Source organism: Clavibacter californiensis, from assembly GCF_021952865.1.
GTDB lineage: Bacteria > Actinomycetota > Actinomycetes > Actinomycetales > Microbacteriaceae > Clavibacter > Clavibacter californiensis.
Window position 1 is genome coordinate 936233 of the sequence record NZ_CP040792.1, and the last position, 23366, is coordinate 959598.

23 protein-coding genes and 3 tRNA genes are annotated in these 23366 nt (G+C 73.4%); 19 read left to right on the forward strand and 7 right to left on the reverse strand.

The features are described from left to right. The first annotated feature begins 25 nt into the window (after window positions 1-25). The 10 genes from pheA to FGD68_RS04715 all read left to right on the forward strand — a co-directional run bounded on the left by pheA (window position 26) and on the right by FGD68_RS04715 (window position 9145). Window positions 26-982 carry a prephenate dehydratase gene (gene pheA, locus FGD68_RS04670; protein WP_119372302.1) on the forward strand — a complete coding sequence of 319 codons (957 nt, stop codon included), beginning with the start codon at window positions 26-28 and terminating at the stop codon, window positions 980-982. Window positions 983-1058: 76 nt separating this feature from the next. Further along, entirely contained in the window at window positions 1059-2339 is a 1281-nt protein-coding gene (serS, locus tag FGD68_RS04675) for a serine--tRNA ligase (protein ID WP_119372303.1), read from the forward strand. Further along, a complete protein-coding gene (locus FGD68_RS04680; protein ID WP_104235678.1) occupies window positions 2336-3157 on the forward strand; it encodes an HAD family hydrolase in 822 nt (273 codons plus the stop codon). Before serS ends, FGD68_RS04680 begins: the two co-directional genes overlap by 4 nt. Window positions 3158-3327: 170 nt before the next feature. Then, window positions 3328-3412, forward strand: a tRNA-Ser gene (locus tag FGD68_RS04685). Between the two features lie 16 nt (window positions 3413-3428). Further along, the gene (locus tag FGD68_RS04690) at window positions 3429-4688 is read left to right on the forward strand and encodes an LCP family protein (RefSeq protein ID WP_104235677.1); all 1260 of its coding nucleotides are present in this window, start codon (window positions 3429-3431) and stop codon (window positions 4686-4688) included. 420 nt (window positions 4689-5108) lie between these two features. Beyond that, window positions 5109-5200, forward strand: a tRNA-Ser gene (locus FGD68_RS04695). Window positions 5201-5654: 454 nt separating this feature from the next. Next, on the forward strand, window positions 5655-6725 hold the full coding sequence (locus tag FGD68_RS04700) for a LacI family DNA-binding transcriptional regulator (RefSeq protein WP_104235676.1): 1071 nt from the start codon (window positions 5655-5657) through the stop codon (window positions 6723-6725). A 170-nt stretch (window positions 6726-6895) separates the two neighbouring features. Next, on the forward strand, window positions 6896-7594 hold the full coding sequence (locus tag FGD68_RS04705) for a ThuA domain-containing protein (protein ID WP_119372304.1): 699 nt from the start codon (window positions 6896-6898) through the stop codon (window positions 7592-7594). 17 nt (window positions 7595-7611) lie between these two features. Next, window positions 7612-8688 carry a Gfo/Idh/MocA family protein gene (locus tag FGD68_RS04710; protein ID WP_119372305.1) on the forward strand — a complete coding sequence of 359 codons (1077 nt, stop codon included), beginning with the start codon at window positions 7612-7614 and terminating at the stop codon, window positions 8686-8688. Between the two features lie 91 nt (window positions 8689-8779). Then, window positions 8780-9145 carry a hypothetical protein gene (locus tag FGD68_RS04715; RefSeq protein WP_119372306.1) on the forward strand — a complete coding sequence of 122 codons (366 nt, stop codon included), beginning with the start codon at window positions 8780-8782 and terminating at the stop codon, window positions 9143-9145. Window positions 9146-9178: 33 nt separating this feature from the next. Here the strand turns inward: FGD68_RS04715 and FGD68_RS04720 are convergent, their stop codons facing one another. Then, on the reverse strand, window positions 9179-10540 hold the full coding sequence (locus FGD68_RS04720) for an alpha-amylase family protein (RefSeq protein WP_119372307.1): 1362 nt from the start codon (window positions 10538-10540) through the stop codon (window positions 9179-9181). 190 nt (window positions 10541-10730) lie between these two features. Between FGD68_RS04720 and FGD68_RS04725 the strand changes: the two genes are divergently transcribed. Continuing rightward, window positions 10731-10803 (forward strand) — tRNA-Arg (locus FGD68_RS04725). A gap of 100 nt (window positions 10804-10903) precedes the next feature. Here the strand turns inward: FGD68_RS04725 and FGD68_RS04730 are convergent. From FGD68_RS04730 to FGD68_RS04740, 3 genes are read right to left on the reverse strand one after another with little or no spacing between them, the layout of a single operon-like run. Further along, a complete protein-coding gene (locus FGD68_RS04730) occupies window positions 10904-11170 on the reverse strand; it encodes a helix-turn-helix domain-containing protein (protein WP_390610639.1) in 267 nt (88 codons plus the stop codon). Next, window positions 11167-12246: a hypothetical protein gene (locus FGD68_RS04735; protein ID WP_119372308.1), complete on the reverse strand. Its 1080-nt coding sequence runs from the start codon at window positions 12244-12246 to the stop codon at window positions 11167-11169. Before FGD68_RS04735 ends, FGD68_RS04730 begins: the two co-directional genes overlap by 4 nt. Beyond that, complete coding sequence (locus tag FGD68_RS04740; RefSeq protein ID WP_104235671.1) at window positions 12243-12659, reverse strand: PadR family transcriptional regulator; 417 nt, start codon at window positions 12657-12659, stop codon at window positions 12243-12245. Before FGD68_RS04740 ends, FGD68_RS04735 begins: the two co-directional genes overlap by 4 nt. A gap of 139 nt (window positions 12660-12798) precedes the next feature. Between FGD68_RS04740 and FGD68_RS04745 the strand changes: the two genes are divergently transcribed. The 6 genes from FGD68_RS04745 to FGD68_RS04770 all read left to right on the forward strand — a co-directional run bounded on the left by FGD68_RS04745 (window position 12799) and on the right by FGD68_RS04770 (window position 17526). Continuing rightward, entirely contained in the window at window positions 12799-13119 is a 321-nt protein-coding gene (locus FGD68_RS04745; protein WP_237609838.1) for a DUF6412 domain-containing protein, read from the forward strand. Window positions 13120-13222: 103 nt separating this feature from the next. Then, window positions 13223-13990: a YidC/Oxa1 family membrane protein insertase gene (locus FGD68_RS04750; protein WP_237609839.1), complete on the forward strand. Its 768-nt coding sequence runs from the start codon at window positions 13223-13225 to the stop codon at window positions 13988-13990. A 64-nt stretch (window positions 13991-14054) separates the two neighbouring features. Continuing rightward, complete coding sequence (locus FGD68_RS04755) at window positions 14055-14963, forward strand: alanyl-tRNA editing protein (RefSeq protein ID WP_119373821.1); 909 nt, start codon at window positions 14055-14057, stop codon at window positions 14961-14963. Window positions 14964-15087: 124 nt separating this feature from the next. Next, window positions 15088-15618, forward strand: coding sequence for a hydophilic protein (locus FGD68_RS04760; RefSeq protein ID WP_237609840.1), 531 nt, complete (start codon window positions 15088-15090; stop codon window positions 15616-15618). A 17-nt stretch (window positions 15619-15635) separates the two neighbouring features. Continuing rightward, window positions 15636-16670 (forward strand): aldo/keto reductase, encoded by a 1035-nt coding sequence (locus FGD68_RS04765; RefSeq protein WP_119373145.1) that lies wholly within the window; start codon window positions 15636-15638, stop codon window positions 16668-16670. Window positions 16671-16758: 88 nt separating this feature from the next. Then, window positions 16759-17526, forward strand: coding sequence for a lysophospholipid acyltransferase family protein (locus FGD68_RS04770; protein WP_119373144.1), 768 nt, complete (start codon window positions 16759-16761; stop codon window positions 17524-17526). A gap of 289 nt (window positions 17527-17815) precedes the next feature. On the opposite strand, the gene panD is transcribed toward FGD68_RS04770, so the two are convergent. Continuing rightward, window positions 17816-18232 (reverse strand): aspartate 1-decarboxylase, encoded by a 417-nt coding sequence (panD, locus tag FGD68_RS04775; RefSeq protein ID WP_079533642.1) that lies wholly within the window; start codon window positions 18230-18232, stop codon window positions 17816-17818. 232 nt (window positions 18233-18464) lie between these two features. On the opposite strand from panD, the gene FGD68_RS04780 reads away from it, so the two are divergent. Then, window positions 18465-19556: a YihY/virulence factor BrkB family protein gene (locus tag FGD68_RS04780; protein ID WP_119373143.1), complete on the forward strand. Its 1092-nt coding sequence runs from the start codon at window positions 18465-18467 to the stop codon at window positions 19554-19556. A gap of 40 nt (window positions 19557-19596) precedes the next feature. Here FGD68_RS04780 and FGD68_RS04785 read toward each other — a convergent pair whose 3' ends face one another. Beyond that, entirely contained in the window at window positions 19597-21123 is a 1527-nt protein-coding gene (locus FGD68_RS04785; RefSeq protein WP_119373142.1) for a cryptochrome/photolyase family protein, read from the reverse strand. 146 nt (window positions 21124-21269) lie between these two features. On the opposite strand from FGD68_RS04785, the gene FGD68_RS04790 reads away from it, so the two are divergent. After that, complete coding sequence (locus FGD68_RS04790; RefSeq protein ID WP_237609841.1) at window positions 21270-22652, forward strand: glycosyltransferase family 2 protein; 1383 nt, start codon at window positions 21270-21272, stop codon at window positions 22650-22652. Here FGD68_RS04790 and FGD68_RS04795 read toward each other — a convergent pair. After that, entirely contained in the window at window positions 22649-23092 is a 444-nt protein-coding gene (locus tag FGD68_RS04795; RefSeq protein WP_237609842.1) for a MarR family winged helix-turn-helix transcriptional regulator, read from the reverse strand. The genes FGD68_RS04790 and FGD68_RS04795 overlap by 4 nt on opposite strands. Between the last annotated feature and the right edge of the window lie 274 nt (window positions 23093-23366).

A 23366-nucleotide genomic window follows, 5' to 3' on the forward strand; every position in this document is an offset into this window, starting at 1 on the left:
GCCGATTCCCATCTAGGGTGCAGGCATGGCCGAGACCCCACGACCCGACGAGACGTACAGCTACCTCGGGCCGTCGGGCACCTTCACGGAGGCAGCGCTCAAGCAGGTGGAGGCGGCCCGCGGGCGCACGTGGCGTGCGGTGAACAACGCCTCGGAGGCGCTCGCCGACGTCGTGTCCGGCACCTCGGTCGCCGCCATGATCGCCATCGAGAACTCGATCGAGGGCGGGGTGACGGCCACGCAGGACGCGCTCGCGAACATCCCCGGCCTCCGGATCCTCAGCGAGCACCTCGTGCCGGTGTCCTTCGACCTCGTGGTGCGGCCGGGCACGGCGCTCGCCGACGTGCGCACCATCGCCGCGCATCCGGTCGCCTACGGCCAGTGCCGCCGGTTCCTCGAGCGCGAGCTGCCCACGCACGGGCACGTGCCCGCCTCCTCGAACGTCGCCGCGGCCCTGTCGCTGCTGGAGGATGGCATCGCGGACGCCGCCATCGCGCCCCCGCAGATCACGGAGAGCCACCCGCTCGAGGCCGTCGCCCGCGGCATCGGAGACAACCCGAACGCCGTCACGCGCTTCGTGCTCGTCGGCCGCGCGACCACGCTGCCGCCGCGCACCGGCGCCGACAAGACGAGCCTCATCGTCGAGCTCCCGGACGACCGCGCAGGATCCCTGCTCGACCTCCTCGAGCAGTTCGCGACCCGCGGGGTGAACCTCGCGCTCATCCAGTCGCGGCCCATCGGCGACGAGCTCGGGCGCTACCGCTTCGTCATCGACGCCGAGGGGCACGTGCACGACGAGCGCGTGGCCGACGCCCTGCTCGGGATCCGCCGCTTCAGCCCGCGCGTCACCTTCCTCGGCTCCTACCCGCGGGCCGACGGCACTCCCAGCACCTACCGCGCGCGGTACGAGGACGACGTCTTCCTCGAGGCGCGCGACTGGCTGCGCGGCATCGTCTCGGCCGAGCCCGGCGCCGGCGCCTGACGCACCGCTGCCTGACGCGTCGTCGACGCGGGCCTCACGCCCGGACGCGCGCGACCCGCTTCGTTAGAGTGACGGGGTGATCGATCCGCAGACCCTCCGCGACCATCCCGACCTCGTCATCGCCTCGCAGGAGCTGCGCGGAGCCTCCGTGGAGGTGGTCGACCAGGCGGTCGCCGCGGACTCCGAGCGCCGCCGGGCGGTCACCGAGTTCGAGGGCCTGCGCGCCGAGCAGAACGCGCACGGCAAGCTCGTCGCGAAGGCCGACAAGGCCGACAAGCCGCGCCTCATCGCGGAGGTGCAGGAGCTCAAGGCCCGCGTCACCGCCGCGCAGGAGCGCGCGCAGGAGGCCGAGGCCGCGCTCGACGAGGTCATGCGGCGGATCCCCAACATCGTCATCGAAGGCGTCCCCGCCGGCGGCGAGGACGACTGGGCGCTCCTCCGCGAGGTCGGCGAGAAGGCGTCGTTCGACTTCGAGCCCCGCGACCACCTGGAGATCGGCGAGATCCTCGACGCCATCGACATGGGCCGCGGCGCCAAGGTCTCCGGCGCCCGCTTCCACTTCCTGAAGGGCGTCGGGGCCCGCCTCGAGATCGCCCTGATGAACTTCGGCCTCGCCCGCGCGCTCGAGGCCGGCCTCGTGCCGCTCATCACGCCCACGCTCGTGAAGCCCGAGATCATGGCCGGCACCGGCTTCCTCGGCGCCCACGCCGACGAGGTCTACCACCTCGACGACGACGACCTCTACCTCACGGGCACGAGCGAGGTGGCGCTCGCCGGGTACCACGCCGACGAGATCCTCGATCTGGCCGCGGGCCCGATCCGCTACGCCGGCTGGTCGACCTGCTACCGCAAGGAGGCGGGCTCCTACGGCAAGGACACCCGCGGCATCATCCGCGTGCACCAGTTCCAGAAGCTCGAGATGTTCTCGTACGTCGACCCGGCCGACGCCGAGGCGGAGCACGAGCGCCTCCTCGCCATGCAGGAGCGCATGATGCAGGACCTCGGCCTCTCCTACCGCGTCATCGACACGGCGGCGGGCGACCTGGGATCCAGCGCCGCCCGCAAGTACGACGTCGAGGCGTGGATCCCCACCCAGGGCGCCTACCGCGAGCTCACCTCCACCTCGAACTGCACCACCTTCCAGGCGCGTCGCCTCGGCACGCGCTTCCGCGGCGAGGACGGCCGCACCTCGCCCGTCGCCACGCTCAACGGCACGCTGGCGACCACGCGCTGGATCGTCGCGATCCTCGAGACCCACCAGCAGGCCGACGGATCCGTGCGCGTGCCCGAGGCGCTGCGCCCGTACCTCGGCGGCCTCGAGGTGCTGGAGCCCGCCGCGGCGAAGGCGGCCCGATGACCCCGCGGGTGCCCGACGCCGACCGCCTCCTCATCGCCCTCGACATCGACGGCACCCTCCTCGGCGAGGACGGCTCGCTCGACGAGTCTGTCATCCGCGAGGTGCGGCGGATGGAGGAGATCGGCCACCTGGTCATGCCCTCCACCGGCCGCTCGGTCGCCGACACCCTGCCGATCGTCGACCGCCTTGGGATCCACCCGCGGTACATGGTGTGCTCCAACGGCGCGATCGTGCTCGAGCGCGACGCGGACGCCCCCACCGGGTACAGCCGCCGCATCGTCGAGACCTTCGACCCCGCCGACGTGCTGCAGCGGATCCGCCCGCACCTCGCGAGCGGCCGCTACGCCGTCGAGGACGAGGAGGGCGTCTACCTGTACTCCGGCGGGGACTTCCCGGACGGCGCGCTCGAGGCCAACGGACGCCACGTCGAGTTCGAGGAGCTGCTGCACGTGCCCGCGACGCGCGTCGTCGTCATCTCGCCCGGCCACGACCTGGAGGACTTCCAGGACGTCGTCGAGCGCATGGGCCTCCACCGCGTGAGCTACTCCATCGGCTGGACCGCCTGGCTCGACATCGCGCCGGACGGCGTGAACAAGGCCACGGCGATGGAGCGCGTGCGCGAGCTGCACGACATCGCCCGCACGCACGTGATCGCCATGGGCGACGGGCGCAACGACATCGAGATGCTCGAGTGGGCCGGCGAGCACGGCCGCGGCATCGCGATGGGCCAGGCGCCCGCCGAGGTCATCGCGGTCGCGACCGAGGTCACGGGTCCCATCGCCGAGAACGGCGCCGCGGCGGTCCTCGCCCGCCTCTGACACCCGGCGGCGTCCGATTCCCCCATGGGGAGATTTCAGCCGCTTCTGATCCCGCGCGTGCGAGAGTGGCGCATCCCGCGCGGTCACCCGGCCGCACCACCGCGGGCCGACCGGCCACCGGTAGGATCCTGTTCGATCGCACGTCGCCCGCCACGCGGGAGCGCGCATCGGGAGGGCTGTCCGAGCGGCCGATGGAGCCAGTCTTGAAAACTGGTGGGCAGAGATGTCTCGTGGGTTCGAATCCCACGCCCTCCGCCCGGAGAGGATCCGCATGAGCGACGCGCCCCTGCGCCCCCGGCGAACCGCCACGACTCCCGTCATCGCCCGCCACGGACGGCTCGGGCGGCCGAGCGCGGCGCGCACGGTCGCCAAGGGCGTCGCCATGGGCGTCGCGGTCCTGCTCGTCAGCGGTCTCTCCGTCGTCACCATCGCGGCCTGGGACCTGAACAGGTCCGTCCAGGCGAACACCGTCGACATCAGCGACGGCACCGAGCAGACCACGGTCGGCGTCGGCGCGCTCGACGGCGGCTTCAACGTGCTCCTCGCGGGATCCGACACCCGCCAGGGCCAGGGCGACGGCTACGGCAAGACCGACGGCGCTCTCAACGACGTCAACATGGTGCTGCACGTCTCCGCCGACCACTCGCAGGCCAGCGTGGTCAGCCTGCCGCGCGACATGGTCGTGCCCATCCCCGCGTGCGCGCGCAGCGATGGATCCGGCACCGCGCCCGCCCAGTCGGCCGCGCCGCTCAACACGGCGCTCTCCGACGGCGGCCTGCCGTGCGTCGCGAAGACCGTCGCGCAGTTCACCGGGCTCGACATCCCCTACGCGGCGCTCATCGAGTTCAACGGCGTCATCGAGATGTCCAACGCGGTCGGCGGCGTGCCCGTGTGCCTCGCGAGCCCGCTCAAGGACAAGCGCACCGACCTCGATCTCCCCGCGGGCGTGACGCCGTTGCAGGGCAAGCAGGCGCTGCAGTTCCTCCGCACCCGCCACGCGGTCGGCGACGGCAGCGACCTGGCCCGCATCAGCAACCAGCAGGTCTTCCTCTCGGCGCTCGTGCGCACCATGAAGCAGTCGAGCACGCTGTCGGATCCCACGCGCGTCTACGGCCTGGCCAAGGCGGCGGTGGACAACATGCAGCGCTCCACCTCGCTCGACTATCAGACCATGGCGTCCATGGCGCTGGCTCTCAAGGACATCCCGCTCGACCAGGTGCACTTCCTGCAGTACCCCGGCACCACGGCGGGCACCGGCGTCTACGCCGGCAAGGTCCAGCCGCTGAAGACGGACGGCGACCAGCTGATGCAGCTGCTCAAGACGGACGCCCCGTTCGAGGTGAAGGCCGGCAACACCGGCCTCGGCGCGGTCGCGGAGCAGCCCGCCGCGTCGACCCCTGCGCCGTCGGCGAGCGCTCCCGCGGCGGGAGGCGGATCCCAGCCGGCCACGTCCGCGCCCACGGTGCTGCCCGACGCCGTGACGGGCACGGATGCGGGGACGGTCACCTGCTCGAAGGGCTTCAAGGGGTGAGCCCGATCGGGCGGCCGGCCGGGGAGCGCCGCGCGCCCGAGGAGGGCGACGGGGCCCCGCCGCACACCCTATGCAGCGAGGACCCGTCTATCTCGTTCAGCTTTCGACCCGAATCCTCCGCCGGACGAGAATCTCGTGTTCTCGCCCACGGGGGGCTCGCGACGTCGTCGCGTGCGTGAGGGTGAGCGGCGCCGGTTCGGGGGATCCGGGACCGCGGCCACGTGGGCGAGCGGGACATCTCTGGGCTGACACATCGACACGCGGGGGGTAAGCCGGTCGGGTCCGGCACACGCGTCGTCACAGACACTACGTGTCCGTCGAATGGGGGACAACCGCACCGCACCCCCCGTTCGGGCCCGCGCCCAGGTGGGCGGGGATGTGACCAGGCCGCCGCGTCCGGTACAGTGGACGCGTACGTCTGGAGACGTCGCATAGTTCGGCCTAGTGCACCACCCTGCTAAGGTGGAGTACCCGTATGGGTACCGTGGGTTCAAATCCCACCGTCTCCGCCATCCCGCCTCCTCGGCGGACCTCGCGTCGAGATCCTCACCCGCGCACCCGATCGAATCCGGTGGCGATGCCTGTCCATCAGGCGCTCGTCGTCGCGTACCGGGGCGAGGGGCCGTCATCGCCCGGCCGTCGCGGTCGTCTGCGTGTCCGTCGCCGTCGCCTGCCTCGTGACCGCGACCGAGGCGGGCCATGCGGCACCCGACGGGACCACCGCGGCCGCCGGTCTCTCCGGTCTTCCGCTCTTCGTCGGCTTCCACGAGGGCGGTCGGACCGGCGTCCACTGGGGGGGCTGGTCGTGTTCGTCGCCCTCCCCGTGGCGGCCGTCGTCGCGGCCCTCGTCGTCGGCCGGATGCGGCGCGCGACGCGGCGCTGACCGTCGACCGGTCGGCGGGCGCGACCCGTCGGCGGCATGGGCGCGCCCGGTCGCCGCCCTCGCGTCGGCCTAGCATCACCCCCATGAGCGACACCTTTCCCGACACGACGCGGCTGCCGGCCCCCGAGCACGGCTCCGGCACCACCCTCGGCCTCATCGCGCGCGAGGCGAACGTGTCGATCGGCACCGTCAGCAAGGTCCTCAACGGGCGCAAGGGCATCTCGCCCGCCACCCGCGCGCGCGTCGAGGAGCTCATGGAGCTGCACGGCTACAGCAGGCGCGGGGCCGAGCGGCCGCACGGCGCGCTGATCGAGATCGTGCTGGAGGTCGTCGACACCGGGTTCTCCGTCGACCTGCTGCGCGGCGTCTCCGCCGTCGCGCGCGAGCACTCCCTGAGCGTCATCGTCACGGAGCAGGGACGCGACACCGCGCTCGGCAGCGACTGGATGGCGGGCGTCATGCAGCGCCGGCCGATGGGCCTCGTGCTCGTGTTCTCCGACCTCGCGCCCGCCCAGAAGCGGCAGCTGCGCAGCCGCGGCATCCCGTTCGTGGTGGTGGACCCCGCGGGGTCGCCGGCCGCGGACGTGCCGGCCGTCGGATCCACCAACTGGGAGGGCGGGCACGCCGCGGGGGAGCACCTGCTGGGGCTCGGGCACCGGCGGATCGGCGCGATCAGCGGCCCGCCGCACCGGCTCTACTCGCGGGCGCGCATGTCGGGATTCCGCAGCGCCCTCGAGGCGGCCGGATCGGACGTGTCGCTCGTCGAGGTCGAGGGCGACTTCGGGCGGACCGCCGGGCAGCGCGCGGGCGGCGAGCTGCTCGACCGTGCCGAGCGGCCGACAGCGATCTTCGCGGGCAACGACGAGCAGGCGCTCGGGCTGTACGAAGCCGCGCGCGAGCGCGGTATCCGGATCCCCGACGACCTGTCCGTGCTCGGCTACGACGACCTCCCGTTCGCCCGCATCGTGTCGCCGGCGCTGAGCACCATCCGGCAGCCCGTGCGCGAGATGGCGGAGGCCGCGGCGCGCATGGTGCTCCGGATCCGCGAGGGCCGGAGCGAGGAGCCCACCCGGCTCGACCTCGCGACGGCGCTCGTGGTCCGTGCGAGCACTGCCGCGCCCACGGTGGCCGACGCGGTGTCGTCGCCCGAGTGAAACCTTTCCGATCGACGGCGCCCTCCTTGCCCCGCCCGACCAGGGGTGCGTAGCGTTCGAGGCGCGCGCCGCATCCACCCGACGCGCCCGACGAAGGAGTCGCCCGTGTCGCAGATCCCCCGCCCGACCAGCCGCCCGCACCGCGGTCGCCCGACCCGCACGGCCCGCTCGTGACCGCCGACCGGAAGGCGCTCGTCGTCCGCGGCGGCTGGGACGGACACATGCCCGTGGAGACCACGGGCCTGTTCATCCCGTTCCTCGAGGCGAACGGATTCGAGGTCCGCGTCGAGGAGGGCTCGGCCGTCTACGCCGACGCCGACGTCATGGCGGACACCGACCTCATCGTGCAGGCCAACACCATGACCACGATCGAGCCCGAGGAGATGGCCGGCCTGTACGCCGCCGTCGTCGCGGGCACCGGCATGGCCGGCTGGCACGGCGGCATCGCCGACTCGTACCGCAACACGGCCGACTACCTGCACATGATCGGTGGCCAGTTCGCCCACCACGCGGGCAAGGACCCGGCCGAGCGCACGGGCGAGCAGTCCGACAACTACATCCCCTACACGGTCGAGATGACCGAGCTCGGGCGCACCCACGAGATCACGCAGGGCATCGCGGACTTCGACCTCGTCACCGAGCAGTACTGGGTCCTCAGCGACGAGTACAACGATGTGCTCGCCACCACGACGCAGACCGTGCGTCCGTGGGATCCGTGGCACCGGCCGGTGACCGCGCCCGCCATCTGGACCCGCCAGTGGGGCGAGGGCCGCATCTTCGTCTCCGCCCCCGGCCACCGCATCGAGGTCGTCGAGGACCCGAACGTCCGCACCATCATCGAGAGGGGCCTCCTGTGGGCAGCACGTTGACGCACGACGAGGACGCCATGACCCTCGGGATCATCGGGGTCGGGAAGATCAGCGAGCAGTACTTCGCCGCGTTCGAGACCCTGCCGGGCGTGCGGCTCGTCGCCGTCGCCGACCTCGACCTCGACCGCGCGCGCACGGTGGCCGAGGCGCAGGGTGTGGACGCGCTGAGCGTAGACGACCTCATCGCAGACCCCCGCATCGACACGGTGCTGAACCTCACGATCCCCGCCGCCCACGCCGAGGTCGACCTCCGCGTGCTCGAGGCGGGCAAGCACGTGTACGGCGAGAAGCCGCTCGCGCTCAGCCCCGCGGAGGCCGAGCCGATCCTCCGGCTCGCCGAGGAGAAGGGCCTGCGCGTCGGATCCGCGCCCGACACCGTGCTGGGCACCGGGATCCAGACGGCCCGCGCCGTGCTCGACGCGGGCACGATCGGGAAGCCCGTCGCCGCGAACGCCTTCTGGGGTGCGCCCGGGCACGAGCTCTGGCACCCCGCCCCGGCCTTCTACTACCAGCCGGGCGCTGGCCCGCTCTTCGACATGGGGCCGTACTACCTGACGGCGCTCGTGACGCTGCTCGGACCGATCACGCGCGTGCAGGGTGCGTCGTTGCGCTCCGACCGCGTACGGTCGGCCGCCTCCGACCCGGATTCGCGCGAGATCCCCGTGACCGTCGACACCCACGTGAGCGCCGTGCTCACGCACGCGTCGGGCGCGGTCTCGACCGTCACGATGAGCTTCGACGTCTGGGCCACGCGGATCCCGAACATCGAGGTGTACGGCACCGCCGGCACGCTCTCGGTGCCCGACCCGAACCACTTCTCCGGGCCCGTGCAGGTCGCGACGTCCGCCGACCGCGAGTGGACGGACGTCGAGCCGAGCGCCGGCTTCGTCGACGCGGGCCGCGGCTGCGGCCTCGCGGAGATGGCCGACGCGATCCGTCGCGGGGTCCCTCACCGCGCGTCCGGCGAGCTCGCGTTCCACGTGCTCGAGGTCATGGACGCGATCCTCGACCCCGGCGCGACGGGCGAGATCCGGAGCACCGTGGGGCGTCCGGAGGCCGTCCCGCTGGGGCAGCCGGGACGCTCGGGGGACTGATCGGAGGGCGTCCGCGAACAGGTAGTGGGCAGCCTTCCACAACCCCGCCATCGGATCGTTCCTGGGAGCCGTGGACTACTAGCCTGACGCCGTGACCCGCCACTTCTCGCAGTTCCTCTTCGCGCCGTACGGCGACGGGAAGGGGCTGCGCGCGGTGGAGCCGGATGCGTCCGACGAGCAGCTCATCGGCGCCGAGGCCTGCGACGCGGATGCGGACGACGAGCCGCGGGAACGGGAGGCGGACGTCACCGACCCCTCGGTCTGGCCTCCGCTGACAGCCGTCGAGTGGCCGCTCACGCACCGGCCGTTCGACGACGACGAGCCGGAGATCGCGGACGGGCACTTCGCCCCCGCGGACGAGGACCCGGACGCCGAGGCGCAGGAGGAGGCGGCGGCGCACGCCGCCCGGGCCGCGCTCCTCGCCGAGGTCTACGGCTGGCCGCACCGCGCCATCTGACCCGACCGGGTGCGGTTCGCGGTCCTGCTCCGGCTACGCGCCGGCCAGCACCGCCCAGGAGTGCCCGGGGACGCGTCCGTCGCCGGCGACGTCGCCCGCCTCGCGACCGTCCGCCGAGCCCCCGATCTCCACGGGCTCGTCCCCGATGTTGAGCACGAGACGCAGCGCGTCCGGCGAGCCGGGTGCCACGCCGCCGGCCGTGCCCGTGCCCGTGCCCGACGGCCGCAGGGTGATGGTGAGCGCGGTGTTGGTGAGGCCGGACGTCTCCATCCGCGCGTCGACCAGCCAGGCGTGCCGCCGGCGGAGGCCGACGAGCTCCTGGTGCAGGCTGCGGATCCGGACGGCGTGCTCGTCGTCGTGCAGGTCGTCGGGCGAGGCCGGGTATTCGGGGCGCACGGCGTCGTCGCCGCCCGCGCGGTCCTCCTTCACCCCGGTGAGGCCCCGCTCGTCGCCCGCGTAGATCGAGGGGATGCCGGGGAGGAGCAGCAGGAGGGCGATCGCGTGGCCGAGGTGGCGCGGATCCACCGCCGACGCGATGCGCGTCACGTCGTGGTTGCCGATGAAGGTCTGCGGCGTGAAGGACGGCAGCAGCTCCGCGTGCCGGGTGAGCGTCCAGTCGAGCTCGAACAGGTTCCCCTCCGCGATGGAGTTGCGGATGGACTTCCACAGCTCGTAGGCGGTGATCGAGTCGATGGTCGACTCCGCCTGGTAGCCGACGTAGTCGCCGTGGATCATCTCTCCGACGAACCACGCGTCGGGGTGCCGCTCGCGGACGCGGGGGAGGACCGCGGCCCAGAACGACGCGGGGACGGCGTAGGCGGCGTCGAGGCGCCAGCCGGAGATGCCGCGGTCGAGCCAGTGGATCATCACCTCGGCGACGTGCGCGCGCACGGCCTCCGAGTCGTGGTCGAGCGTGACGAGCGCGCCGTGGCCCTCGAAGCCGACGGGCTCGCCGGCGTCGTCCCAGCGGAACCAGGACGCGGCCTCGGATCCGGGGCCGTCGGCGAGCGCCTGCGCGAAGCGCGGATGGCTGCGGCCGACGTGGTTGAAGACGCCGTCGAGGAGCACCCTCACGCCGCGCGCGGTGGCGTCGGCGAGGAGGGCGTCGAGGTCGGCGTCGTCGCCGAGGCGCGGGTCGAGCGTCATGTGGTCGCGCGTGTCGTATCCGTGGGTCTCCGAGTCGAAGACCGGGCCGAGCAGCAGGCCGTTGGCGCCGAGGTCGACGAGGTACGGGAGCCAGGCGCGCAGGCGGTCGATGCGGTGGGCGGGCGGCGCATCGGGACGCGCGGGGGATCCGCCGTCGGGTCCGGCGAGGTCGTCGCGGGTCTGCGGCGCGCCCGTGAAGCCGAGCGGGTAGACGTGCCACCAGACGACGTGATCGGTCCAGGATGCCAAGGGTCGCTCCTCGCGGTTCGGGTCGATCAAGACTAATGAGCGGGCGTCGGGGCGGCCGTCGGCCGGGCCCCGCCGGACAGCGGGAGGGGCGCGGCGGGCGGTCGACGGCGTGGATTCGCGGGGCGGCCCCGCAGCATGTAGTCTGTGTCCCGGCCTGATCGCCGCTCGCGGAGATCATCGCCGCAGGACTGCGCCCGTAGCTCAACGGATAGAGCATCTGACTACGGATCAGAAGGTTGGGGGTTCGAATCCCTCCGGGCGCACAGCACCTCCGGGTGCATCTCTCTGGTTGAGACAGAATGCCGAACGGCCCGCCACTGGCGGGCCGTTCGCGTCTCCGGGGCGGTGTCTGGATCCGGCCCCTCAGCGCGTCGTCGCGAGCGGCTCCACCACGCGGTTCTCGTAGGCCCAGATGGTGGCGTGCAGGCGGTCGCGCACGCCGAGCTTGTCGAGCGTGCGGCTGACGTGGGTCTTCACGGTGGTCGGCGCGAGGAACAGCCGGCCGGCGATCTCCGCGTTCGACAGGCCGCGCGCCACGAGCACGAGGATCTCCCGCTCGCGCGCCGTCAGCCGGGCGAGGTCCGCGTCCATCCGGTGCGCTGCGTGGCCGTGGTCGACGAGGGCGCTCACGGCGTCGGCTCCGGGGTGGCGGTGGGCGACGGCGTGCCCTCCTCCTCCTGAGCGGATCCGGGCGTCGCGGTCGCGGACGGGGTCGGCGTGGAGGTCGAGCCCTTCAGTGCGGGCAGCGGCAGCGCCTTCGCGAACGGAGGCCGGCCGGACCCCATCTCCTCGACGCTCAGGTGCCCCATCCGCCCGGCGTCGCGGAGCGAGAGCGGGAAGGCGTTCCACGCTCCGGTGCTCGGCTCGAGCGGTTCGCCCGTGGTGGGGTCCACCTCCGCGAGCGCGGGCGGCACCACGGTCAGCGGCTCCCCGTCCTGGTCGAAGAGCTGCACGCGGTCGAGGAGGTTCCCCTCGGCGTCGTACGCGAAGACGTTGCTGATGCGCTTGCCGTCGAGGGTGAGCTCCTGCGGCACGGAGGGGCTGCTCGAGGAGGGCGCGTACTCGACGCGGGCGTTCTGCCCGGAGCGGTCGATGGCGAGCGGGATCAGCATGACCAGCGAGAACGCGGTGGCGACGCTCACTGCCGTGCGCAGGGTGCGCATGGGGCGCGTCGGCACCCACCGGTCCCTGCCCCACTGGACGCTGACCGCGAGGAGCGCGAGCAGGAGCAGCCAGCGCACGGTCCCGTACGGCAGCAGCATGAAGTAGCTGTAGATGCCGAGGAACGCGGCGAGCACGACCAGCACCAACTGGTACCCCGCCCACGCCCGCAGCAGCCACCACACCGGACGGAAGACGATCAGCAGGTCGAGGATCGCGGAGAGCTCGCGGTGCGCGCGGATCCGCGAGTGCAGCTCCTCGAGGCGCTCGCGGACCGTGTCCTTGAGCTGCGCCAGCGGCGAGGTCCCGGCCGTCGCGACCGCCCGCTCCGGAAGGCCGGCCGAGCTGCGCAGCTCGTCGGCGTAGCGCACCGGATCGCCGAGCTGGATGGCGCCGTCGTGATCCGCGGCCTCCTCCTGCAGGTCGGCCTCGAGGCCGCCGGTGAGGTCGTCGACGTCCTCGGGATCGAGGTCCACGAGCCGGGCGCGCACGGCGGCCGCGAAGGCCCGGATGCGGGTGTCGAGCGTGGGACCTGCGGTGTTCACGGCTTCTCTCCGATCGTGCGGACGTTCACGGATGCGGGCACGGGGCCCTCGCCGGTGCTGCCGGCCTTCCGGGTGCGGTGGGTCGGTGCGGGGGACGGCTCGCCGAGGAGTCCGCTCATCGCCGTGGCGAACGCCGCCCAGGTGGCGCGCTGCCCGGCGAGCAGCTCGCGGCCCTCCGGGTTGATCGCGTAGTACTTCCGGTGCGGTCCGCCCTCGGACGGCACCACGTAGCTCGACAGGGCGCCGGCCGCGTAGAGGCGGCGGAGCGTGCCGTAGACGGAGGCGTCGCCCACGTCGCCGAGTCCGGCGTCGCGCAGGCGCCGGACGATGTCGTAGCCGTACCCGTCGTCGTGCTGCACCACGGCGAGCACCGCGGTGTCGAGCGCGCCCTTGAGGAGCTGCGTGGTGTCCATCAGTCGGTCTCTCTCATGCGTCGCACAGTATCACGCAGTGCGCGGTACCTCGGAGTGCCGTGCAGGGTGGCGCGCCGTGTAGTCGTGAGCGGGCCCGCCGACCCTCGTGCTCGCGCCGGACCCGGTGCTACCGTCGGGCATGCCCATCTTCCTGGAGGCCCTCGGCCGCGTACTCGCCCTCGTGGGCGACGTCGTTCTGGGCGGCGCGGGCGTCACGCCCGCGATCCTCCTCGCGGCCCTCCTCGGTGCCGCCTCCGTGGCCGCCGCGATCGCACTCGTGCGCATCGCCGCCGCGCGCGGGCTCATCGGATCCGCCGCGCCGCCGCTCGGCCCGGACGAGGACGTCGACCTCCCGGTGCTCGTCTCCTCGAGCGACCCGGACGCGGACGGGCACGAGCGCTCCCGGGCACCGGGCCGCCGGATGCAGGTCGTCGTGCCTGCGCCGCTCCCGGCCGCCTGACCGCGACCAGCAGGGGTCCGCCGCCGCCGCGCGGCACGGACCCGGCGCGCGCCCGCATGCGACGACCAGACGGACCCCCTCCGCTCTCGTCGCAAGGAACCCCGTGGACCCCACATCGATCGCCCCCGTCCGAGCCGTGCTCGACGGACTGTCCCAGCTCGTCGTCGGCCTCGCCGACCTGATCCAGCCGCTCGCCGGCGCCTCCGTGACCGGCGTGGCCGTCATCCTCCTGACCCTCGGCGTGCGGGCCCTGCTCGTGCCCGTCGGCGTCGCGCAGGTGCGCGCCGAGATCCAGCGCCGCCGGATCGCCCCCGCGCTCGCCGAGCTCCGGCGCCGTCATGCCGGGAAGCCCGAGCAGCTGTCCCGCGCGACGCAGGAGCTGTACGCGCGCGAGGGCGCGTCGCCGCTCGCCGGCTGCCTGCCGACGCTCGCGCAGGCGCCCGTGCTCGCCGCCGTCTACGCCCTGTTCGCCCACGCGCGGATCGGCGGCGAGGCCAACGCGCTGCTGGCGGCGCCCTTCGCGGGGATCCCGCTGGGGTCGAGCGCGCTCTCGGCGGCAGCCATGGGCGTCACCCCGCTCGTCGTCGCGGTCGTCGTGCTCGGGCTGCTCTCCGTGGTGATCGAGGTCCGCCGCCGCGCCGACCTCCGGTTCCAGGGACCGCCCGCACCCGTCGACCCGGCGCTCCCCGGCATGGCGGGAATGACCGTGATGATGCGGGTGCTGCCGTTCGTCACGGTCGTCTTCGCCGGGATCGCCCCGCTCGCCGCGGCCCTGTACCTGCTGTCGAGCGCCGTGTGGACGCTCCTCGAGCGCGCGACGCTGCGGCGCCTGCTCGGCCGGGTGCCCTCCCGCGGGACGGCGCCCGCATGATCCACCGGCCCGGGACGGCGCACCCCGTCTGCGAGGATCGAGGCACACCGAGCCGGGAGCCGCCATGACCTCCACCCCCGCGGGCGCCGTCGCCCTGCCGCCCACGCGCGTGACCTACCCGGCGGGATCCGTCGCCTCCGAGGGCCAGGTGCTCCGCGTCGACGACCTCGCCGACGGCACGCGCGCCGTCGTGCTCGACGCGACCGCGTGCCACCCGGTCGACGCGGCCTGGCCCGACCAGCCCGCCGACCGCGCTGTGCTGCGCGTGCGCGGCGCCGGGATCGAGGTGCTCGACTGCGTCGTCGGCGCGGCGTCGACGGATCCCGCGGAGGACGCGACGCTCCACGTCGGCGCGGACGTCCCGGTCAAGAAGGGCGCGGACGGCTGGTCGTTCGTCGCCGTCCACGTCGTGCCGGGCGACGCCGACGTCCGCGCGGGCGACGCCGTCGAGGTCCTGGTGGATCCCGAGCACCGTCGCGCCCTGAGCGCCGGCCACACGGGCTGCCATCTCGCCTCGCTCGCCCTCGATCGCGCGCTGGCCGAGGCCTGGACCAAGGACGTGCCGACGGACGCGCTCGGCGCCCCCGGGTTCGACGCGCTCGCGATCGCCACCTCGCGCATCGGACCGTGGTCGTCCGTCGACACCTACCGCCTCGGCAAGTCGCTCCGGAAGAAGGGCTTCGTGCCTGCCGCCCTCGTCGAGCGCCTCGACGAGGTGCGCGACGCGGTGGACGCCACGCTCGCCGGCTGGGTGGCCTCGGGCGCCGCCGCGCGGATCGAGCGCGAGGGCGACCTGCTCACCTCGCGCCGCTCCTGGGTCTGCGAGCTGCCGGGCGGCACCGCGCGGATCCCCTGCGGCGGCACGCACCTCACGGGCCTCGACGAGCTCGCGTCCATCACGATCGACCTCGAGGTCGAGGAGGCCGACGGCGCCGTCGTGGTGCGGATGCGGACCACCTGCGTCCCGTCCTGACACCCCTGGGCGGGGGACTCCGGTATCCCCGCACCTCCCGCGTCGGGTAGCGTGGACAGGCGCCGTCCGGCCGACCGGCATCCTCGGTCCGGCGACGGCGCGGCGATGGAAAGTGGTATCGAACGTGGCAGCAACCCCCGCGACGAAGTGCTCGGTCTGCGGCAAGGCGAACCCCGTCGGCATGGCCACGGGCAACATCCTCGACCATGGACGGAACCACGAGCGCTGCCCGGGTTCGGGCAAGCCGCCGGCCGTGTCGACCAAGCCCGCCTCGGCGGCCGCGAAGTCGGGCACCGCCCCGTCCCGGAAGCCCGCGAGCGACGCCGCGAAGCGCGAGCCCAGCCGCAAGACCACGCCGGCCAAGGCCGCCGGCCCCACCCGCGGCGTCACCGTGCGCCGCGTCGAGGTCGACACCGAGCGCCTGCGCCTGCGCGAGGAGAAGCTCGAGCGGATCCGCGTGCAGCGCGAGGAGGCGGCCCGCCGTCGACTCGGCGACTACATCGTGCCGCTCGACGCGGACGGCCAGGAGGCCCCCGAGGCCGACATCACGCTGGAGACCATGGACGACGAGGAGCAGGCCACGGTCGAGCCCGGTGCATCGACCGAGTCCGACGTCGCGAGCGCCGACGCCGCCGAGGGCCGACCCTCCGCCTAGCGCGTAGCGTGGCGCTCATGACAGAGCAGTCCACCGACCAGCCCACCACGTACCTCGGCCGCACCGGCGTGGAGGTCTCGCGCCTCTGCCTCGGCACCATGATGTTCGGCGCATGGGGCGAGACCGACCACGAGAAGTCCATCCGCGTGATCCACCGCGCCATCGACGCCGGGATCACCTTCATCGACACCGCCGACATCTACGCGTACGGCGAGTCGGAGGAGATCGTCGGCAAGGCGATCGCGCAGTCCGGCCGCCGCGACGACCTCGTCCTCGCCACGAAGTTCTTCAACGGGATGAAGCCCGATGCCAACTTCCGCGGCGGATCGCGCCGCTGGATCATGCGCGCCGTCGAGGACTCGCTGCGCCGCCTCGGCACCGACCACATCGACCTGTACCAGATGCACCGGCCGGACGAGCACACGGACATCGAGGAGACCCTCGGCGCCCTCACCGACCTCGTCACGCAGGGCAAGGTGCGCTACATCGGCTCGTCCACCTTCCAGCCGAGCCAGGTCGTCGAGGCCCAGTGGGTCGCACGCGAGCGCGGCACCGCGAGGTTCGTCACGGAGCAGCCGCCGTACTCGATGCTCACGCGCGGCATCGAGGCGGACCTGCTCCCCACCACCCAGCGCCACGGCATGGGCACGCTCGTCTGGAGCCCGCTCGCAGGCGGCTGGCTCTCCGGCAAGTACCGCAAGGGCCAGGACATCCCGAAGACGCACCGCAACGACCGCGACCCGTCGCGCTACGACCCGGCCGACCCGAAGTTCGCGGCCGCCGACCAGCTGGGCGCCCTCGCCGACGAGCTCGGCGTGCCGCTCGTGCACCTCGCGCTCGCCTTCGTGCTGCGTCACCCCGCGGTGTCCAGCGCGATCATCGGCCCGCGCACCATGGAGCAGCTCGAGTCGCAGCTCGACGCGGCGAACCTGGAGCTCGACGCCGCGACGCTCGACCGCATCGACGAGATCGTGCCGCCCGGCCTCAACGTGAACCCGGCCGACACCGGCTTCTCGAACTACTGGCTGGACCCCGCGAAGCGCCGGCGCTGACCCGTCCCGCGCGATCCCGGAGCCGGCGGGCGATCCGCTGACCGTCGGCTCCCGGCGCCCGCCGATCCCGCCCCCGTAGGGTCGGAGCATGAGCCGCCGCACCCGCGAGCCCGTCTACGGGACCGCCGTGATCCTGGGGCGCGCGCTCTTCGGGTCCCTCCGCCTCCGGCTCGTGGCCGAGGGCCGCGACCGCATCCCGGACACCGGCGGCGCGGTCATCGCGATGACCCACTTCGGCTATCTCGAGTTCGCGCTCGTCGAGTGGGCGACCTGGCTGCACCACCGCCGGCGGATCCGCTTCCTGGCGAAGAAGGGCGCGTTCGACCAGCCCGGCGTCGGCTGGGTGCTGCGCCGCATGCGCCACATCAGCGTCGACATGACCGCGGGCGGCGCCGCCTACGCGGACGCCGTCACGGCCTTGCGCGCGGGCGAGCTGATCGGCGTCTTCCCCGAGGCGGGCGTCAGCGCGTCCTTCCGCGTGCGCGAGCTGAAGACGGGGGCCGCGCGGCTGGCGGCCGAGGCGAGCGTGCCGATCGTGCCCGTCGCCGTGTGGGGCGGGCACCGGCTGCTCACCAAGAACCGCCATATCCGGATGCGCGACCGCATCGGCGTGCCGGTGCACATGCGCGTGGGGGAGCGGATCCCCGTGGCGCCCGACGCGGATCCGCGCGCGGTCACCGACGACCTGCGCATCGAGTTGCAGCGGCTGGTCGACGACCTGCAGGCCGCGTACCCGGTCGGCGGCCGCGGCGCGTGGTGGCAGCCGCGGCACCTGGGGGGAACGGCGCCGACGCCCGAGGAGGCGGCGGCGGCCGACGCCGAGCGCGACGCACGGCGCCGCGCGGAGGGGCGCTGACGGGAGATCGTCGACCGGCGGATCCGCCGGGGGAATGAGATCGGCCCGGACCTTCGAGGCCCGGGCCGATCTGCGCACGTGAACGTCTGTTACCCGCAGACGAACCGGCTGGTGCGGTACCGCTCACCCGAAGAGCCGTACCGGATGCCTCAACGGTAGCCGCGCATCCTGGTGATCCCCCGGCGCGGGCCGGAATGTACCCCGTTTTGGGGGAGAGCGCCTGTGTCCGTCGTTTGGGGGACCCAGTACAGTTGCGCGTCTCTCGGCGGGCTCGCTCGGAGCCGCGCGATCAGACCGGCTCGGCCAGCGGGGAGCGCTCGAGGCCGGGCGCGGGCGGGGCGGTGGGGTCGGCGTCCACGGCGCGGATCCGGTTGCCGGCATCCACGTGCACCACGCGGGGCTCGAGCGCGCGGGCCTCCTCGGTGGTCATCTGCCCGTAGGCGATGAGGATCACCACGTCGCCGACGTCCACCAGGTGCGCGGCCGCGCCGTTGATCCCGAGCACGCCGCTGCCCCGCTCGCCCGCGATCGTGTAGGTGTCGAGCCGGGCGCCGTTGGTGACGTCGACGATGCTGACGCGCTCGCCCACGAGGATGTCGGCGGCGTCGAGCAGGTCGCGGTCGACCGTGACGGAGCCCACGTAGTGCAGGTCGGCGTGCGTCACCGTGGCGCGGTGGATCTTCGCGGTCATCATGGTGCGCAGCATGCGTGCTCCTCGGCGGGCGGGTCCGTGCGCGCGGAGGCGGAGCACGACGATCGCGCAGGCGATCACGAGAGGCCAACGCGCGGCGGCCCGCGGATGTTCCGACGGGTGCCGGATCCTCGGTGCGCGAGGCCCCCGGGCGAGTGTACGAGACGCGGGCGGGCTATGCGCTCCCGCCGGGGCAGGCCACTCTGGGGAGACGGGGACCCGACCCGCAGACCGCACGGAGGCACCAGTGGCACGACGAGACACGGCCGGCACGATCGAGGACCGCCCCGACGAGGACGACGCGCGCAAGCCCGACTCCCCGACCGACATCGAGAAGCCCTCCTGGAAGTACGTGCTCCGGAAGACGATGCGCGAGTTCAGCTCGGACCAGTGCACCGACATCGCGGCGTCGCTCACCTACTACGCGGTCCTGTCGCTGTTCCCGGCGCTCATCGCGATCATCTCGCTGCTCGGGGTGTTCGGGCAGGGGAAGTCGACCGTGACGGCTGTCCTGGACCTGCTGCGCGGCTTCGCGCCGAAGGACGCCCTCGCGCTCATCGAGCCGATCCTCACCGGCTTCGTCGAGTCCCCCGCTGCCGGCTTCGCCCTCGTCTCCGGCATCGTGCTCGCGATCTGGTCGGCCTCCGGGTACGTCGGCGCCTTCACCCGGGCGATGAACCGCATCTACGAGATCCCCGAGGGTCGCCCGTTCCTCAAGCTCAAGCCCATGCAGCTCGCCGTCACGGTCATCGGCATCGTGATCCTGCTGATCTGCGGGCTCATCATCGCGATCTCCGGCCCCGTCACCGACGCCATCGGCGCCGCGCTCGGCCTGGGGCAGACGGTGCAGATCGTGTGGTCCATCGCGAAGTGGCCGGTGCTGGCCGTCGCGATCGTGCTGCTCATCGCGATCCTCTACTACGCGACCCCGAACGCGAAGCAGCCGAAGTTCCGCTGGATGAGCATGGGCGCCGCCATCGCGCTCGTCGTGCTCGTCGTCGCGAGCGTCGGCTTCGCCTTCTACGTGACGAACTTCTCCAGCTACGCGAAGAGCTACGGCGCGCTCGCGGGCGTCGTGGTGTTCCTGCTCTGGCTCTGGATCGCGAACCTCGCGCTGCTGTTCGGTGCCGAGTTCGACGCGGAGCTCGAGCGCGGCCGCCAGCTCCAGGCAGGCATCGCCGCCGAGGAGACGCTGCAGCTGCCGCCGCGCGACACCGTCGTGAGCGACAAGAAGGACGCCGCGGAGCGCGAGGACGTGAAGCGGGGGCGTGGGATCCGCGAACGCCACGACCGCGCCGAGCGCCTCGGTCACGGCGACGACGCGGACGACGGCGCCTGATCCGTCTGGCGGGCCCGCGCGTCGCGCGCGGGCCCGCGCGTCACCGGTCCTTGATCTCGTCGTAGGCCGCCAGGGCCCGCTGCCGGGACTCCTTCAGGTCGACGATCGGCGCCGGGTACGCCGCGAGCCCGCCGTCAGCCGAGTCCTCCGCGCCGTCCTCCGCGCTCGCGACGAGGTCGCCCGTCGCCTTCCACGGCTCGTGCACCACGTCCCGCGGTGCGTGCGCCAGCTCGGGCACGTACGAGCGGATGTACTCGCCCGACGGGTCGAACTTCTGCCCCTGCAGCACCGGGTTGAAGACGCGGAAGTAGGGGGCGGCGTCGGCGCCGGATCCCGCGACCCACTGCCAGCTCGCCGCGTTGTTCGCGGCGTCCGCGTCGACGAGCGTGTCCCAGAACCACTGCTCGCCGTGGCGCCAGTCGATCAGCAGGTTCTTGATGAGGAACGAGGCCACGACCATCCGCACGCGGTTGTGCAGGTGCCCGTCCTTCCAGAGCGCGCGCATGCCCGCGTCGACGAGCGGCACCCCCGTCTCGCCCCGCTGCCACGCGCCGAGGGTCTCATCGGTCGGTTCGTCCCACGGGAACGCATCGAAGCGCGGCACGAAGTTGCGGGTGGCGAGATCCGGCTGGTGGTAGAGCAGGTGGTAGCTGAACTCGCGCCAGCCCAGCTCGGAGAGGAACTTGGTGGCGTTGACCTCGTCCCCGCCCACCTTCCTGCCGCGCGTGCGCTGGATCCGGTGCCACACCTGGAACGGGCTCACCTCGCCCCAGCGCAGGTACGCCGACAGCCGCGACGTGGTCGTCGCCGCGGGCTCGTCACGCTGAGCGGCGTAGTCCTCGAGCTCGTGGTGGACGAAGTCCTCGAGGCGCTGGAGGCCGGCCGCCTCGCCGGGATCGCACGCCTCGCGGAGGCCGGCCGCCCAGTCGGGCTTCGTCGGCAGCAGGCCCCAGCCGTCGAGGTCGTCCGAGCGGGGTGCCTGTCGCAGCGCGTCGAGCTCCTTCGGCGCGGGCAGCGGCTTCCGCGGCTCCTCCCGCTCCTGCGCGGCCTTCCAGAACGGGGTGTACACGCGGAACGGCTCGCCCTGCTTGTTCGTCACCGTCCACGGCTCGACGAGCAGCGATCCCTGGAAGCTGCGGACGTCGAGACCCCGGTCGCCGAGGTCCTTCTTGATGCCGGTGTCGACCGCGATCTCCGCGCCCCCGTAGCGCCGGTTCCACAGCACCGCGCCGGCGCCGACCTCGCGCACGAGCGCGTCGACGACGTCGGCGGCCTTCCCCCGGCGCAGCACGAGCGGCGAGCCGAGCTCCCGCAGCGACTCCCCGAGGCGCGACAGGCTCATGTGCAGCCACCAGCGCGCGGCGCCGCCGAGCGGCCGGATCCCGTCGCTCTCCTCGTCGAGCACGTAGAGCACGACGACGGGCTCGCCCCGCTCGACCGCCGCGTGCAGCGCGGGATTGTCGGCCACGCGGAGGTCGTCGCGCAGCCAGACGATGCTGGGGCCGTGCGCCTCCTCGGCGCCCTCCCTGTCCGTGGATCCGTGGTCGGGGGCGTCGTCGTCGCTCATGGATCGAGCCTAGGACGGCGCCACGTGGGCGACCGGAGCGAGGTCGCTTCGCGCACGGCGCCCGGCGGCACGTAATATCGCACATGGCAGTGCGCGTCCGTCCGGGTCCGACCGCCCACCCGAGACCCGCCGTCGTCGAGAGCCCCATGGACAATCAGAGCACGCCCCTGCCCCCGCCCGAGCACCCCGGGCGTTCGTCGCGCGACGCCGTCGCGGCGGTCGTGGTGGCGGGCGAAGCGGGCTCCACCATCGCGGCCACGCTGACGTCGATCCTCGGTCAGACCCTGCCCCCGGCGCGCGTGGTCGTCGTGGTCGCCGGCAGCCGCGACGACACCTTCGCCGTGGCGCGGACCTTCAACGGACGCCACGCGCATGCTCTCGCCGGCACGGGTCCCGCTGCCACGACGGTCACGGTCATCGACCGCGGCCCGCGCGAGAGCTCGCTGCGGTCCGTGTACGGCTTCGCCCTCCGGCTGGTCGGCGACGCGGGGCGCGTCCTCCTCGTCGCGCCCGACGCCGAGCTGAAGCCCGACGTGCTCGAGCTCCTCGTCGCCGCCCTCGAGCGTGATCCGGGTGCCCGCTCGGTGTCCGCCAGCCTCGATCCGCGCCCGAGCGGATCCCACGGCCCCCTCGCGGGTGCGCTCCGGCTCCTGCAGCGCCACTGGGCCATGGGCGCCGTCGAGACCGGCGCCGACCTCGGCCTCACCGGCCCGGTCCCGCTCGCTCCGGCCACGCTCCTGCGGCTCCCCGCGGCTGACGTGTCGTCCTCGTCGGCCGCCTCGCCGGAGGGGATCCTCACGGATCTCCTGGCCGGGGACGACCGCTCGGCCCTCGTCCCCGGCGCGCGCGCCCGGGTCGACACCGCCGTCACCTGGGGGATCATGCGCGAGCGACGCGACCGGTGGGGCGCGCACGTCACCCGGCTCGCGCGCGGCGGCTCGCCCGCCGACGTCGGCGACCGGCGTCGCGCCCGCCTGGCGTCCCTCCGCATCGGCGTCGGGCCCGTCCTCCGGATCGTGGCCTACGGCCTGGTGGCGCTGTACCTGGCCGCCGCGGGGATGCAGGGGATGCTGGAGCCCGCGTGGTGGTGGGCCGTCCCCGTCGTGGTGCGGCTGCCCCTGCACATCCGCACCCTCCGCCGGATCCGCGAGCGCACCGCCGCCGACGTCCTCTTCGGCGCGACGTTCCTGCCGCTCGAGGCAGCCGAGGCGGCGTACGGCGTCTCCCGGATCCGCGACGGCCTGCACCGGCTCGCTCACCGCGGCCGCCGCCGCGGGGGCGGGGCGGCCGAGGCGGTGCCGCCCTTCTCCCGGGTGGACGCCGTCGCCGCCGCAGCGGTGGCCCTGGTCGTCGTCGGCGTGCTCGTCGTCGCCGAGGTCGGTGGCCCCGCAGCGGCTGGCCTCACCACGATGGTCGGCTGGGCTGCGTGCGTCGTGACCGCCGCCGACCTCGTGATGGCGCTGCTGCGTCTGCTCGTCGCCCACGGCGGGCCGTTCGCCCGTCCGAGCGCGAGTGGATCCGCGGCCTAGGCCTCGGCGACGCTCCCGCGCAGCTTGTCGGTGAGCGCGCGCAGCGTGTTCAGCTCGTCGACCGTGAGCGCCCCGCCCACGGTCGAGGCGATGGACTCCATGTGCACGCGCGCGACCGCGCGGAAGGCCGCGTCGCCGGCATCGGTGAGCCGCACGATCGTGGCCCGCCCGTCGCTCTCGTCGCCGCACTTCACGACGAGGCCCCGCGCGACGAGGCGGTCGATGAGGCGGCTCACGCTGGGCTGCGTGAGGAGGACGTGCTGGTTGAGCTCGCGCAGGCGGAGGCGGCCCTCGGGCTGGCGGGAGATGTTGAACAGCACGTCGTACTCGTTGAACGAGAGGTCGCGGCTGGGGAACTCGGCGGTGAGGCGGCGCATGACGCTGACCTGCGCCCGGAAGAGCGACTCCCAGGCCCGCACGGCGTCCGCTGTCTCGCCCACCAGGCCTCCTCGTCCGGTGCGCAACGCGATGACGGTCGGGCGCACTCTGTGGTGGCGAGTCTACTGAGCGGTGCCGCGGGCAACGGCCGCGCCGGAACGGCGCCGGACATGACTGAGGGCCGACCCCAGAGGCATGGGGCCGGCCCTCTCCCTTGCACCAGGAGTGTCCTGCAATCACATTCCGTCTCCACCGCCACAGCAAACGATGGGGACGAGAAGACTGTATAACGATCCCGTAACGCCGCGCTACCTAGAACCGGTCCGATGTGCTGGG

What these genes read in the sequence shown, in the direction of transcription:
- pheA (WP_119372302.1), top strand. Translation starts at nt 26, where the DNA reads ATGGCCGAGACCCCACGACCCGACGAGACGTACAGCTACCTCGGGCCG.
- FGD68_RS04680 (WP_104235678.1), top strand. Translation starts at nt 2,336, where the DNA reads ATGACCCCGCGGGTGCCCGACGCCGACCGCCTCCTCATCGCCCTCGAC.
- FGD68_RS04690 (WP_104235677.1), top strand. Translation starts at nt 3,429, where the DNA reads ATGAGCGACGCGCCCCTGCGCCCCCGGCGAACCGCCACGACTCCCGTC.
- FGD68_RS04700 (WP_104235676.1), top strand. Translation starts at nt 5,655, where the DNA reads ATGAGCGACACCTTTCCCGACACGACGCGGCTGCCGGCCCCCGAGCAC.
- FGD68_RS04710 (WP_119372305.1), top strand. Translation starts at nt 7,612, where the DNA reads ATGACCCTCGGGATCATCGGGGTCGGGAAGATCAGCGAGCAGTACTTC.
- FGD68_RS04740 (WP_104235671.1), bottom strand. Translation starts at nt 12,659, where the DNA reads ATGGACACCACGCAGCTCCTCAAGGGCGCGCTCGACACCGCGGTGCTC.
- FGD68_RS04745 (WP_237609838.1), top strand. Translation starts at nt 12,799, where the DNA reads ATGCCCATCTTCCTGGAGGCCCTCGGCCGCGTACTCGCCCTCGTGGGC.
- FGD68_RS04755 (WP_119373821.1), top strand. Translation starts at nt 14,055, where the DNA reads ATGACCTCCACCCCCGCGGGCGCCGTCGCCCTGCCGCCCACGCGCGTG.
- FGD68_RS04765 (WP_119373145.1), top strand. Translation starts at nt 15,636, where the DNA reads ATGACAGAGCAGTCCACCGACCAGCCCACCACGTACCTCGGCCGCACC.
- FGD68_RS04770 (WP_119373144.1), top strand. Translation starts at nt 16,759, where the DNA reads ATGAGCCGCCGCACCCGCGAGCCCGTCTACGGGACCGCCGTGATCCTG.
- panD (WP_079533642.1), bottom strand. Translation starts at nt 18,232, where the DNA reads ATGCTGCGCACCATGATGACCGCGAAGATCCACCGCGCCACGGTGACG.
- FGD68_RS04785 (WP_119373142.1), bottom strand. Translation starts at nt 21,123, where the DNA reads ATGAGCGACGACGACGCCCCCGACCACGGATCCACGGACAGGGAGGGC.
- FGD68_RS04790 (WP_237609841.1), top strand. Translation starts at nt 21,270, where the DNA reads ATGGACAATCAGAGCACGCCCCTGCCCCCGCCCGAGCACCCCGGGCGT.